This window comes from Methylobacterium carpenticola (assembly GCF_042748905.1).
In the GTDB taxonomy this organism is placed as follows: Bacteria; Pseudomonadota; Alphaproteobacteria; order Rhizobiales; family Beijerinckiaceae; genus Methylobacterium; species Methylobacterium carpenticola.
Genome location: NZ_JBHZEO010000001.1, coordinates 5,918,994 through 5,931,907 on the forward strand (window position 1 = coordinate 5,918,994; position 12,914 = coordinate 5,931,907).

Here is a 12,914-nt window from a genome sequence, read left to right on the forward strand (position 1 = left end):
GACCGATCCTGCCGCCATGTCCGCGCTGCCTGTTTCCGAGCCCGTCGCGATCCGCCGCGCCAAGTTCAACATCGGGGCGGTCGTGCGCCACCGGATCTATCCGTTCCGGGGCATCATCTTCGATGTCGATCCGGTGTTCAGCAACACCGAGGAATGGTGGCTGGCGATCCCCGAGGAAGTGCGGCCCGCCAAGGACCAGCCCTTCTACCATCTCCTGGCCGAGAACCAGGAGACCGAGTACGTGGCCTACGTCTCCGAGCAGAACCTGGTGCCGGACACCTCCGGCGAGGCCCTGCGCCATGCCCGCATCGCCGAGTTCTTCGTGCGCGACGCCACGACCGGGGCCTACCGGATGCGAGGCGACAGCGCGAACTGAGCCCGGTCCGGGCGCGCTCTGAATCCGTGAGCCGCGACGGTCCCCCGGTTTTCGCCTCCCGACCTACTGCCCAGACGAAAGGGCCGGGTGTCGCCACCCGGCCCTTGTCGATTCCGTTCCGCGGCGCGTGCTTGCGGCTTACTTGGGCGCGGCGTTGGCGGCGGGAGCCTGCGGCGCGGCGGCTCCGCCCTTCTGGGTCTCGAGCTGCTTGCGCATCTCCTCGCTGCGGCGCTCCAGCTCGGCCTGGAGCTTCTTCTGCTGCTCCTCCAGCACCTTCGGGTCGATCGGGGCGCCGTCGAAGGCCTTGCCGAAGCCGGCGAGCGGCACCGCGAAGGTGACCTCGCGCTGGGCCTGGTTCTGGACGCTCAGGTTCAGGGTGGTGCCCTTCTTGAGCGCGGCGATGAGGTCGTCCTTCAGCCCCGGCACCTCGGCGAAGCAGCCGTTCGGGAAGCAGACGGCGAAGCGGCCGGGCTGCGGCTGGCCCTGGTCCACCGCGAAGCGGATGCCGGGCTGGAGCAGCAGGCCGAGCGGCAGCAGGAAGCGGGCGACGCGCTGGTTCCCCTGCGCGCCCTTGAGGTCGTAGATCGCCGCGGCGAGAACCGGCTGGCCCTGCTCGGAGACGAAGTCGCGGGTCGTGTAGCAGACCTCGGCGCCGCTGCCCTGGTCCTTGCCGCAGACCTTGGTCCACTCGGCCTGGGACGGCTCGGACTTCACCTGCACCACCTGCGGGCCGTTCTGGGGAGCGGCGCCCTGCGCGGGCTGGGCCGGGGCGGCGGGTGCCGGGGCGGGCGCGGCGGGCTTCTTGGGCTGAGCCAGGGCGGGGACGGTCGCGAGGCCGAGCCCGAGCCCGGCCAGGGCGAGAAAGGCGGCGGCCTGGTGCGGGCGCGCGGAACGAGTCGCGAAGAACATCAGGTGGAAACCCCTCGAAACGGCTTGGTTCTCGAAGCCTGGAGCCGCGCCAGCGGCGGTTGGGCGTGTGCGGGAGCGTGGCCGGTGACCGCGCTCGACCTCCGGCGCCTGCTTCCCCGGAATTTGAGGCGAAGACAAGGCTTTCCGGCCGCCGCGCCTTAGCGCATGCCCGGTTCCCTGGCGAGGGGCGATCTTCAGAGTGTTTTAACCATGGCCGCAGAGAGTCGCGCTCCGATAGGATGAGGTGCGCGGTGGCGGCTCTACAGGCGGCGAGATGGCACGCGGGGGGCCCGCAGGCGCCGGAGGGGCTGAGCGGATCGGCGCGCCCCCTCGGCCTCGCGGCGCTCCTCGCGGCGGCCGCCGACCGGCATCCCGACCGCGTCGCCTTCGTGGACCAGCCCGACAAGCCGGATTGGAGCGGGCGGCCCGCCATCACCTGGACCTTCGCGGCGGCGCGCGAGATCGCGGCCCGCCTCACCGCCGGCCTGCAGGCCCTGCGCCTGCCGCCGCGCAGCCCGGTGGGCCTGTGCATGGCGGGCATGGCCGAGAGCCATCTCACCCTGATGGCGATCGAGCAGGCGGGCCACCTGCCCTGCCTGCTGCCGGTGACCTGGGACGAGGGGCGCCTGCTCCAGGCCGTCGAGGCGGCGCAGATGCAGGCGGTGATCACCCAGGGCCAGCTCGGGGACGAACGGCCGGCCGAGCGCCTCTGCCGCGTGGCGGCGCGCTACTTCCCCCTGCGCTTCATCGCGGCCTTCGGGCCCCAGGTCCCGGACGGGGTGATCACCCTCGACCGCATCGTGCTCGACCACCGGGGCGATACCGCGTCCTTCGGCGGCGCCGAGGTGGCGGGGCTCGTGACCTTCACGGGCGAAGAGCTGCCCCGGCCCGTCCTGCGGGACGGCGACGCGCTCACGGCGGCGGCCGCCCTCTGCCTCGTGCCGGCCCGGATCGAGCCCGGCGATCGGATCGTCAGCCTGCTGCCGCCCGCGGATCTGCGCGGCCTCGTGCCCGGCCTCGCCGCCGCCCTCCTCAGCGGGGCGACCCTCGAATCCCATGCGGTCTTCGACAGCGCCACCCTCGCGGCCGCGCTCGACCGGGAGGCCCCGGTCCATCTCGTCGCTCCGGGCTGGATGGAGCCCGGGCTCGCCCGGACGGCCATCGCCGCACGCCTGCGCAGCCTTCACCTCGTACACCGGGCGCCGGTGCGCCTGAGCGCCCGCGTCCCCGGCCGCCCCGGAATCGTCGACATCGTGGTCTTCGACGAGACGGCGCTGGTGGCGGGCCGTCGGGACGCGAACGACGTCGCGCTCCTCCTCGCCGCGCCGGAGCGCGTGGCCGCGGGCGGCCTGCTCCGGATCCGCCGGGAGCCGGACGGACGCCTCGCCTTCACCGGGCCGGCCGCCGCGGCGCGGCTGTTGCACCGCGGCATCGTCCGCGACGAATCTGTGGATGATTGGCGCGTCTCGCGGTTCACCACGACCTTGCTCGCCGGCGTCGCCACCGCGGTCACCGAGGTCTGAGGGGATCGCGACCTTCGGGTTTACTCCTTTGGCGACAGTATGTTGCATCGCCGCGTCGGGGCGGCGATTCCGGCGGATCGGCCGGCGACTGAGCCTCCTCCGCATGAACCATTCGACGGCTACGGGAGTTATTGCCGCGGTGCCTTCACGAGAGGCGCGCGACGGGTTAACACTTCCACCATGGGTGCGCTGCAGAAAGTCCTCGTCGTTGATGACGGCCACCGCGCCGTCGATCGGGCCCTCTCCGCCGAGCTCGCCGAGCTGGGTTATGCCAGCGTCACGGCGTCCCTCGAAGCGGCGGACGATGTTCTGGCCATGATGCCCCGTCCGGCGGCGGTGCTCCTGCACGTGCCGCCGCGCGGGAACGGCACGTTTCGGATCCGGACCGAGCGCCTGCGCGCCCAGATGCGCGACGCGGGCGTGCCGGTGATCGAGATCGACGGCGCGGTCGGCCAGAACGGCGGCCCGATCGACCTTCAGAGCCGTATCGGAACCCGGGTGCTCAACGAGCCGGAATTCTGAGCGGGCGGTCCTCGCAATCCCCGATGGGCGCGAGGGCCGGACCTTCGTTCTGGCATTGAGACGGCGTCCGCAGGATCGGCTCCGGCAGCCGGGTTGGCGCGCAAGGCTCCGCGAGCCCTGCATATCTCGGCATGAGGCGTGTCGCTGCCTCCATTGCCCGTCCGCCGCCGGGCGCATGCGGAGGCGCGTGGCGGATCCCGTAGCCCGGCGCCGCCCTTACCCCGCCCCCAGCAGCTTCACCGCGGCGTCCCGCTCGAACAGGTAGAGCAGCACCCGCAGCGCCCGGCCGCGCTCGCTCCTGAGGCCGGGATCGCGCTCCACGATGAGCCGGGCGTCGTCGCGGGCCGCCAGCAGCAGGTCGCCATCCGCCTCGGGCCGGGCCAGCCGGAACGCCGCGAGGCCAGACTGGCGGGTGCCCAGCACCTCCCCCTCCCCGCGCAGGCGCAGATCCTCCTCGGCGATGCGGAAGCCGTCCTCGGTCTCGCGCATCATCTCCAGCCGGGCGCGGGCCACCTGGCCGAGCGGGCCGCGATAGAGGAGCAGGCAGGTCGAGGCGCCCGAGCCCCGGCCGACCCGGCCGCGGAGCTGGTGGAGCTGCGCGAGGCCGAAGCGCTCCGCGTGCTCGATCACCATGATGGTCGCCTCGGGCACGTCGACGCCAACCTCCACCACCGTGGTCGAGACGAGGATGCGGGTCTGCCCGGCGGCGAAGCGGTCCATCGCCTCGTCCTTCTCGCGCCCCGGCATCTTGCCGTGGACGAGCCCCACCGCCTCGCCGAAATACTGGCGCAGGTCCGCGAAGCGCTCCTCTGCCGCGGCGAGGTCGATGATCTCGGATTCCGCCACGAGGGGGCAGATCCAGTAGACCCGTTCGCCCCGGGCGATCGCCCGTTCCAGGCCCGCCACCACTTCGTCGAGGCGCTCCGTGGAGACGAGGCGCGTCGCGATCGGCTGGCGCCCGGCCGGCTTCTCGTCGAGGACCGAGACCTCCATGTCGCCGAAACAGGTGAGCGCCAGGGTGCGCGGGATCGGCGTCGCGGTCATCACCAGAATGTCGACCGCCTCGCCCTTGGCTCCCAGCGCGAGGCGCTGGTGCACGCCGAAGCGGTGCTGCTCGTCCACCACCGCGAGGCCGAGATCGCGGAAGGCCACCTCCTCCTGGAACAGGGCGTGGGTGCCGACCGCGATCGGGACCGTGCCCTCCGCCAAGCCCTTCAGCGTCGCCCGGCGTTCGGCGGTGCGGTCGCGCCCCGTCATCAGCACCAGGGAGAGGCCGGCGGCCTCGGCGAGGGGCCGCAGGCGCTCCGCGTGCTGGCGGGCGAGGATCTCGGTGGGTGCCATCAGGGCGGCCTGCCGCCCGGCCTCGATGGCCGAGGCCATGGCGAGCATCGCCACCGCGGTCTTGCCGGAGCCGACATCCCCCTGGAGCAGGCGCAGCATGCGCCGGTCGGAGCGCATGTCCCCGCGGATCTCGGACAGCGCCCGGATCTGCGCGCCGGTCAGCCGGAACGGCAGCCCGGCCTCGATGCGCCGGGACACCTCGCCGTCGCCGGCATTCACCCGCCCCGGCGCCCGGCGCATGCGGCTGCGCACCAGCGCCAGGGCGAGCTGAGAGGCCAGCAGCTCGTCATAGGCGAGGCGGCGGCGCGTCGCGGGCGCCGGCTCGCCCTCGGCGGGCGGGGGCTTGTCCGGCCGGTGCTCCGCCCGCAGGGCCTCCGCGAAGGACGGCCAGCGGTTGCGGTCGAGCCAGGCGGCGTCCTGCCATTCGGGCAGGTCCGGCAGGCGCTCCACCGCGCCCTGCGCGAGCTTGCCGATGGCCCGGGAGGTCAGCCCCTCGGTCGCCCCGTAGAGGGGCTCGACGGAGGGCAATTCCGAAAACCCCTTGTCGTCGAGGATGCGGGCCGGGTGGACCATCTGGCGGAAGCCGTCCCACAGCTCGATCCGGCCCGAGACGTAGCGGCGCGCGCCCACCGGCAGCATCTTCTCGATGCGGGCGCGGGGCGTGTTGAAGAAGACGAGGCTGATATCGCCGGTGGCGTCCTCCACCAGCACCCGGTAGGGCCTGCGGCCCCCCACCGCCTGGGGCGGCCGGTGGGCCACCACGGTGACGCAGAGCGTCACCGGCTCGCCGACCGGCGCCTCGGCGATCGAGCCCCTGAGCTGGCGCGCCACGCCCCCGTGCGGCAGGTGGAACAGCAGATCCACCACCCGGGCCGGGTGCTCGGGCGTGCCGAGGAGCTTGTCGAGGAGCGCCGCCATCTTGGGCCCGGCGCCGGGGAGCACCGTGGCCGGCGCGAACAGGGGATCGAGCAGGGAAGGACGCAGCGACATGCGGGGGCGGGACAGGGAATCGGACCGCGGCGGTATACACGAGCCCGGCCGTTCCCGGCCGCCCTGCGACGATGCGGGATGACGCAGGCCGCCCCGTCGCCCATATAGAGGCGGAAGGAACGAGCGGATCCGCGGGAGCCTCAGGCCCCGGCGGGCCCGCTCCTGTTGTCTCGGGAACCGACCCCATGACCGGCACCACCCGCAGCAGCGCCGACCTCGATCCGCGCCGCCGCCGCACCCTCTACCGCTCCTGGCACCGCGGCACCCGGGAGATGGACCTGATCATGGGGCGCTTCGCGGATGCGGAGATCGGCACGCTCAGCGAGGCCGATCTCGACGAGTTCGAGCGCCTGATCGAGGTGCCGGACCGCGACCTCTTCCGCTGGATCAGCGGCGAGGAGGACGCTCCCGTGAACTACGACACCCCCGTCTTCCGCCGCCTGAAGGGCTTCCATCAGCACGGCGCCCCCATCCACAGCTAGGGAGGGCGGAGGGCCGGTGGCCCTCCGGCGCGGGTGCGGGGCGGAGTCGGCCCCGCCTCGGGGCCCTGCCCCGCATTCCCCGGACTTCCGGATCTTTCTCAGATTGCCCGATGGCCAAAGCCGCTCCCAGCCCTTCGCCCAAACCCCCGGTCGCCCGGTTCGCGCTTCCCAAATCCGCCGCCCTGACCCGGGCCGTCGAGGCCCTGAAGGCCGGCGGCAGCCCCACCCTGGCGCGCGTGCCGGACGGGTTCGACGCCCTGGTGGTGGCCGACCTCGCCCGGGCGCTCGGCCAGACGGCGCAGGGCCCGGCGGTGCTGGTCCACGTCGCCCGCGACGGCAACCGCTCGGCGGCCTTCGTGAGCGCGCTCGCCTTCGTCGCGCCGGAAATCGAGGTGCTGAGCGTCCCCGCCTGGGATTGCCAGCCCTACGACCGGGTCTCGCCGAACACCGCCATCGCGGCCCAGCGCATGACCGCCCTGTCGCGGCTGGCGCGCTCGCGCTCCTCGGAGGAGCGCCCCCGCATCGTCGCCACCACGGTCAACGCCCTGGTGCAGCGCGTGCCGGCGCGCGAGCGCATCGCGGTCGAGACCTTCTCGGCGGCGGTCGGCAACGCCCTCGACACCGACAAGATCGTGGCGTGGCTCGAAGCCAACGGCTTCCTGCGCACCGGCACCGTGCGCGACACCGGCGAATACGCGGTGCGCGGCGGCATCATCGATCTCTCGCCCCCCGGCCTGCCGAACCCGGTGCGCCTCGACTTCTTCGGCGACACCCTCGAATCGATCCGCACCTTCGATCCCGAGACCCAGCGCACCATCGGGCAGTTGCGCTCCCTCGATCTCGTGCCGATGAGCGAGGTGCAGCTCACCACCGAGACCATCCGGCGCTTCCGGCAGGGCTACATCTCGGCCTTCGGGGCGGCCACCCGCGACGACCGGCTCTACGAGGCGGTGAGCGAGGGCCGGCGCGCCGCCGGGCTCGAACACTGGATGCCGCTGTTCTACGACCGGCTCGACACCCTGTTCGACTACCTCGCGGGCGTGCCCTTCGTCTTCGAGAAGGATAGCGACGACGCGGCGGGCGAGCGGCTGGGCCAGGTCCAAGAGTACTACGACGCCCGCAGCGAGGCGATGAAGACGCCGCAGCCCGGCGTCGCCCCCTACAAGCCCCTGAAGCCGGATGCCCTCTACCTCTCGCCCGCCGAGTGGGCGAAGCGCGTCGAGGGGCTCAGCGTGGCACGCCTCACCCCCTTCGCGGTGCCCGAATCCTCCGGGCGCCGCACCATCGACTGCGAGGCCGAGCCCGCCCGCAGCTTCGCGCCCGAGCGGGCGCAGGAGGGCGTCAACGTCTTCGACGCGGCGGTCCAGCACGTCCGCGACCTCCAGGCCAGCGGTCACCACGTGATCCTGGCGGCGTGGTCCGAGGGCTCGCGGGACCGGCTGTGCAGCGTGCTCACCGACCACGGCCTGCCGAAGCCCAAGACCATCACCCGCCTCTCCGACACCCTGGCGCTCAAGCGCGGGCAGGACGTGGCAGTGGCGGTCTGGGGACTCGAATCCGGCTTCACCATCGAGCGGATGGCGGTCGTCGCCGAGGGCGACGTCCTGGGCGACCGGCTGGTGCGGCCCAAGCGCAAGGCCAAGCGGCCCCAGGACGTGATCCTGGAGGTGCAGGCGCTCAGCCCCGGCGACCTCGTGGTGCATGCGGATCACGGCATCGGCCGCTTCATCGGCCTCAAGACCGTGACGGCGGCGGGCGCCCCCCACGATTGCCTGGAGATCCAGTACAGCGGCGGCCTGCTGCTGCTGCCGGTGGAGAACATCGAACTCCTCACCCGCTACGGCTCGGAGGAGGCCGAGGTTCCCCTCGACAAGCTCGGCGGCGGGGCGTGGCAGGCCCGCAAGGCCAAGCTCAAGCGCCGCATCCTCGAGATGGCGGGTGCCCTCATCAAGGTCGCGGCCGAGCGCTTCCTGCGCCCCGCCCCCAAGCTGGTGCCGCCGGACGGCACCTACGGCGAGTTCGCCGCCCGCTTCCCCTACGAGGAGACCGAGGATCAGGACGCCGCCATCGCGGCGACGCTGGGCGACCTCACGGCCGGGCGGCCGATGGACCGGCTGATCTGCGGCGATGTCGGTTTCGGCAAGACCGAGGTGGCTTTGCGCGCCGCCTTCGTGGCGGCGATCGCGGGCAAGCAGGTGGCGGTGGTGGTGCCGACGACGCTCCTCGCCCGCCAGCACTACCGCACCTTCGCGGAGCGCTTCAAAGGGCTGCCCGTCAACGTGGCGCAGGCCTCCCGCTTCGTCTCGAACGCCGAGATGAAGAAGGTGCGCGAGGGGCTCGCCGACGGCACGATCGACATCGTGGTCGGCACCCATGCGCTGCTTGCCAAGAACGTGGCGTTCCGGGACCTCGGCCTCATCATCATCGACGAGGAGCAGCATTTCGGCGTCGCCCACAAGGAGCGGCTGAAGGCCCTGCGCGCCGAGGTCCACGTGCTCACCCTGTCGGCGACGCCGATCCCGCGCACGCTTCAGCTCGCCATGACGGGGGTGCGCGAACTCTCGATCATCGCGACGCCCCCGGTGGACCGGCTGGCGGTGCGCACCTTCGTGACGCCCTTCGATCCGCTCCTCATCCGCGAGGCGCTGCTGCGCGAGCGCTACCGAGGTGGCCAGTCCTTCTACGTGGTGCCGCGCATCGAGCATCTCGACGAGGTCAAGCGCTTCCTCGACCGGGAGATGCCGGAGGCCAAGGTCGGCGTCGCGCACGGGCAGATGGCGGCGGGCCAGCTCGAGGACGTGATGACCGCCTTCTACGAGGGCAAGTTCGACATCCTGCTCTCGACCACCATCGTGGAATCGGGCCTCGACATCCCGACCGCCAACACGCTGATCGTGCACCGGGCCGACATGTTCGGCCTCGCCCAGCTCTACCAGCTGCGCGGGCGCGTCGGCCGCTCGAAGGCGCGCGCCTACGCCCTGTTCACGACGCCGGAGAACAAGACGCTCACGGTCCAGGCCGAGCGGCGCCTCAAGGTGCTGCAATCCCTCGACACGCTCGGTGCCGGCTTCCAGCTCGCGAGCCACGACCTCGACATCCGCGGCGCCGGCAACCTGCTCGGCGACGAGCAGTCGGGCCACATCAAGGAGGTCGGCTACGAACTCTATCAGCAGATGCTGGAGGACGCGGTCGCTGCCCTCAAGGCCGGCCAGGAGGTGCCCACCGACGAGCAATGGTCGCCGACCATCGCGCTCGGCGCCCCCGTCACCATGCCGGACGACTACGTCTCCGACCTCACGGTGCGGCTCGGCCTCTACCGCCGCCTCGCGACGCTGGAGAGCGACGCGGAGCTGGAGAGCTTCGGGGCGGAACTCATCGACCGCTTCGGCCCGATGCCGCCCGAGGTGGAGCAGCTCCTCAAGATCGTGACCATCAAGATCCTGTGCCGGGAGACCAACGTCGAGAAGGTGGAGGCGGGCCCGAAGGGCATCGTCCTCCATTTCCGCGACCGGGCCTTCGCCAATCCGGGCAAGCTCGCCGCCTACATCGCCGAGCAGCGCAGCTTCGCCAAGGTGCGCCCGGACATGAGCGTGGTGTTCATCCGCAACCTCGACACGGTGGCCGAGCGGCTGAAGGAAACGACCGGGATCCTGCGCGATCTCGTCAAGCTGATCACGCGCAAGAAGGCGGCCTGACCGGGGCCGGAACGGGCCAGGGGTTCGGCTCTCGGTGGCCTGCTGGAGCCGCGCCCGGTCACGCTGCCATCGAGCGCTGCTCTCGGTCTTTGATTTTACAGGTTTTTCCGCGACGAGCCGGGATCCGTTCCGTCGGACAATGCTCTAGAGCTGCTTCTCGAAGAAGTGGTCCGGGTAGGGATCGTCGTTGAAGCGGTCGATCTCGATCCAGCCCGTGCTGCGGTAGAGCTGCAGGGCCTCGGGCAGCGCGCTGTTCGTGTCGAGGCGAAGAACCGTGATCGCGAGGCCCCGCGCGACCGTCTCCGCCGCATCCATGAGGCGGCGGGCGAGGCCGAGGCCGCGGGCGGCGGGGGAGACCCACAGCCGCTTGATCTCCGCCCGTTCCCCGCCGCTTCCCTTGAGGCCGACGCAGCCGATGGGGAGCCCGTCGGACAGGGCGACGAGGAATGCCCCGCGCGGCCGGATCATGTCGGCGGCGTCGGGATCGCGCGAGAGCGAGACGTCGAAGCCCGTCGCGAACCGCCGGCCCAATTCGGCGTAATACTCGCCGAGGCAGTGGCGCGCCGCCTCCCCGCGCGGATCCGCCTCCTCGACGCGGATCCGCTCCCGCCCGAGGGCCACGGCCACGAGATCCATGGCGCGCAGCAACTCGTCGGCCCGCGGATGCCGGGCCAGCAGGTCGGCCGCGCGGGCATTCGACAGCGCCTCGTAGGCGGCGAACTCGCGCTGCCCCGCCGCGGTCAGCGTCGCGACGCGCCGCCGCGCATCCTCCGGGTGAGGCGCGGTCTCGACGAGGCCCTCCTCCTCCAGGCCGCGCAGGAGCCGGCTCATCAGGCCCGAATCGAGCCCGAGATCATCGCGGATGCCGCCGACATCGGTGCGTCCCTGGCCGATGGCGTTGAGCACCCGCGCCGCGCCGAGGGGACGGCCGCGGCCGAGGAAGGAACTGTCGAGGGCGCCTACCTCGACGGTGACGGCGCGGCCGAAACGGCGGATGCGGTTGATGGGATCCGGGATCATTTATCTGACTTAAGTCAGATGATCGTCCGGGTCAACGCCGCCCGGTTCCGTCCGGACGAAGCAGCCCCTGCTTCGGCCCGGACCGGCCGGGCCGTGATCTCGCCTCGTCAAGATGAGCGCACAGGTTGCGCTTGCCGCGTCCATCGGCGAGACTTGACGACTCCCTCCGGTGACAGGAGCAGGCGGCGATGCTGACGGTGAGAATCTGGGCGGTGGGCGGCCTGCTGCTGTCACCCGCGGCGGGGCTGGCCCAGACGGAGGCCGACCGGACGGGCACCGGCGGCGGCCCGGGTTCGACCATCACGGCCCCCTATACCAGCTCCACCGGTCAGACCGTCCCCAGGCCGGGGATGGATCGCGGGATGGAGCGCCGGCTCGACGAGCGCACCCGCGAGGAGCGCCGCGACGATGCCATCGACAGCAGCATCTGCACGGGCTGCAAGTAGTTCCGCTCGGAACCCGCGCGCCACAGCCCCGTTTCGGCCTGAGATCCGCCGCGCGTCCCGGCATCACCGCCGCGACCCGGCCGCCGAAGGGGTCCTGTCGCGCATGCGCTCCGTCTCGCTCCTCCGTCCGCTCGCTGCGGCAACCGCCGCGCTCGTCCTCCTGCCCCTGGCCGAGGCGCAGGCCGGCTGCACGCGCCGCATCGTCAACCGCTCGGCGCTGACGCTGGTGGGCAGCCAGGACGGTGGGCCGACCTTCGTGCTGCCGCCCGGCCGCTCGCGCCCGGTGAGGCTCTCGGCGCCGGGACAGTTCGACCTCGCCGCCAGCTGCGGGCCGGCTGGCCCGGTGGTCGCGTCGGCGCGCCTGCCCTACGAGGCGATCCTGGATCGCTGCTACGTCGAACTCGGCACCCCCCTGCTCGCCTCGACCTTCGGGCGCGGACATCTCGGCCAGCAGGGCACCGGCCCCTTCGCGGCCAACGCTCCCCGCCAGGGCGACATCGTGCTCGGCCCGGGCGCGAACGGCGCCTGCCTGATCCGCTGATCCCCGGCCGGGGGGATCAGGCGAAGGGCGCCGGGGCGGTCATCTTGCGCGACGCCTGGACGACGAGGCGCGCGAAGGCCGTCGCCGCCGCCGAGGCCTGGATCTGGCTGCCGTAGGTTTCGTCCGAGCGCAGCAGAGTCACGCCGCGCGGACCGAGAAGGCGCCAGCCCCACTGGCCGGGCTGTTCCTGTTCGACCCGAAACTCCATGGCCGCCTCGCAAGATTCCGCCTCGCCTGTACCTGCCCGATACTGACAAGAATCAGCGTGTGACCGTGATGCGACGGGCGTGCCGGTCCGCGGCGGGCGGCATCGACTCGGGCGATTCGTCCCCGATATCAACAATGGGCGATGGCTCGGGGCGGGTCGGCTTCGGATCCGGGGGCCGCGAGCGGGGCCGGCGCGGCGGGGCCGCGACTCAGGGAGCCGACATCACCCGGGCGGGCCGGACGCGGCCGCCGAGGTGGAGCGCGCAAGGTGGGCCGGGCTCGACGATCCCCCCGGTCCGGCGAGGCCCGGCCCACCGTCGGCCGCGCGCGGTCCGGCCGCGGCGGGGCGACGGCACGATCCTCGGCCGGCGGTTCCCGCGCCGCCTTGATCCAGATCAACGGAAGCGGGAGAGGTGGCGTGCCCCGGCCCGGAACCCCTCGGTAAAACGTGGGCCCGGCCTTTACAAACCAGTGCGGATGGCCCTGTGTGAGCCCCCGGGGCCGTGCGCCCCGTGAGGGATCGTCATCATGAAATTTCGGGTCGAGGTCGACTGTACTCCGCTGGAAGCGCGTCAGTTCGTCGGCCTCCCGAACGTCGAACCCATGCAGGCCGCCGTGATGGCGGAGATCGAGCGGCGGATGCTCGCCGACATGGAGCGGTTCTCGCCGGACACGATCATGCGGAGCTGGTTCTCGTTGTTTCCGCAGAACGCCGAGCAGATGCAGTCGCTGTTCCTGAAGATGTTCCAGCAGGGTTTCGGCGGGGGAACGCCGCCGGCCAGGAACGAGTGAGCGGACGGACGCGGCACGGGCTCCGGCCCGCGGCGGCCGTTGGGGCACGCCGTTAGGGAACGTCCGCGCG

General features: G+C 72.2%; 12 protein-coding genes. 8 read left to right on the forward strand and 4 right to left on the reverse strand.

All coding sequences use genetic code 11. The features are described 5' to 3' along the window. Positions 1–16 precede the first annotated feature (16 nt). Positions 17–376: a heat shock protein HspQ gene (hspQ, locus tag ACE101_RS27400; protein ID WP_379136546.1), complete on the forward strand. Its 360-nt coding sequence runs from the start codon at positions 17–19 to the stop codon at positions 374–376. Between the two features lie 138 nt (positions 377–514). On the opposite strand, the gene ACE101_RS27405 is transcribed toward hspQ, so the two are convergent. Then, positions 515–1,285 carry an invasion associated locus B family protein gene (locus ACE101_RS27405; RefSeq protein WP_379136549.1) on the reverse strand — a complete coding sequence of 257 codons (771 nt, stop codon included), beginning with the start codon at positions 1,283–1,285 and terminating at the stop codon, positions 515–517. A gap of 251 nt (positions 1,286–1,536) precedes the next feature. Here ACE101_RS27405 and ACE101_RS27410 point away from each other — a divergent pair, with 251 nt between their 5' ends. Both ACE101_RS27410 and ACE101_RS27415 read left to right on the forward strand, forming a co-directional pair. Continuing rightward, positions 1,537–2,808: an AMP-binding protein gene (locus ACE101_RS27410; RefSeq protein WP_379136552.1), complete on the forward strand. Its 1,272-nt coding sequence runs from the start codon at positions 1,537–1,539 to the stop codon at positions 2,806–2,808. A 180-nt stretch (positions 2,809–2,988) separates the two neighbouring features. Next, on the forward strand, positions 2,989–3,330 hold the full coding sequence (locus ACE101_RS27415; RefSeq protein ID WP_379136555.1) for a hypothetical protein: 342 nt from the start codon (positions 2,989–2,991) through the stop codon (positions 3,328–3,330). A 216-nt stretch (positions 3,331–3,546) separates the two neighbouring features. On the opposite strand, the gene recG is transcribed toward ACE101_RS27415, so the two are convergent. Continuing rightward, positions 3,547–5,661, reverse strand: a complete 2,115-nt coding sequence (gene recG, locus ACE101_RS27420; protein WP_379136558.1) for an ATP-dependent DNA helicase RecG — start codon at positions 5,659–5,661, stop codon at positions 3,547–3,549. A gap of 185 nt (positions 5,662–5,846) precedes the next feature. Between recG and ACE101_RS27425 the strand changes: the two genes are divergently transcribed. Together ACE101_RS27425 and mfd are read left to right on the forward strand one after the other, a co-directional pair. Next, on the forward strand, positions 5,847–6,143 hold the full coding sequence (locus ACE101_RS27425) for an FAD assembly factor SdhE (RefSeq protein ID WP_379136561.1): 297 nt from the start codon (positions 5,847–5,849) through the stop codon (positions 6,141–6,143). A gap of 110 nt (positions 6,144–6,253) precedes the next feature. Beyond that, positions 6,254–9,838, forward strand: a complete 3,585-nt coding sequence (mfd, locus tag ACE101_RS27430) for a transcription-repair coupling factor (protein ID WP_379136563.1) — start codon at positions 6,254–6,256, stop codon at positions 9,836–9,838. Between the two features lie 144 nt (positions 9,839–9,982). Here mfd and ACE101_RS27435 read toward each other — a convergent pair whose 3' ends face one another. Continuing rightward, a complete protein-coding gene (locus ACE101_RS27435; RefSeq protein ID WP_379136565.1) occupies positions 9,983–10,858 on the reverse strand; it encodes a bifunctional helix-turn-helix transcriptional regulator/GNAT family N-acetyltransferase in 876 nt (291 codons plus the stop codon). Positions 10,859–11,046: 188 nt separating this feature from the next. Between ACE101_RS27435 and ACE101_RS27440 the strand changes: the two genes are divergently transcribed. Both ACE101_RS27440 and ACE101_RS27445 read left to right on the forward strand, forming a co-directional pair. Continuing rightward, complete coding sequence (locus ACE101_RS27440) at positions 11,047–11,304, forward strand: hypothetical protein (RefSeq protein ID WP_379136568.1); 258 nt, start codon at positions 11,047–11,049, stop codon at positions 11,302–11,304. A 103-nt stretch (positions 11,305–11,407) separates the two neighbouring features. Then, complete coding sequence (locus ACE101_RS27445) at positions 11,408–11,845, forward strand: hypothetical protein (protein ID WP_379136571.1); 438 nt, start codon at positions 11,408–11,410, stop codon at positions 11,843–11,845. 16 nt (positions 11,846–11,861) lie between these two features. Here ACE101_RS27445 and ACE101_RS27450 read toward each other — a convergent pair whose 3' ends face one another. Further along, a complete protein-coding gene (locus ACE101_RS27450) occupies positions 11,862–12,053 on the reverse strand; it encodes a hypothetical protein (RefSeq protein ID WP_379136574.1) in 192 nt (63 codons plus the stop codon). Between the two features lie 527 nt (positions 12,054–12,580). On the opposite strand from ACE101_RS27450, the gene ACE101_RS27455 reads away from it, so the two are divergent. Beyond that, positions 12,581–12,844: a DUF6489 family protein gene (locus ACE101_RS27455; protein WP_379136576.1), complete on the forward strand. Its 264-nt coding sequence runs from the start codon at positions 12,581–12,583 to the stop codon at positions 12,842–12,844. Positions 12,845–12,914 lie beyond the last annotated feature (70 nt).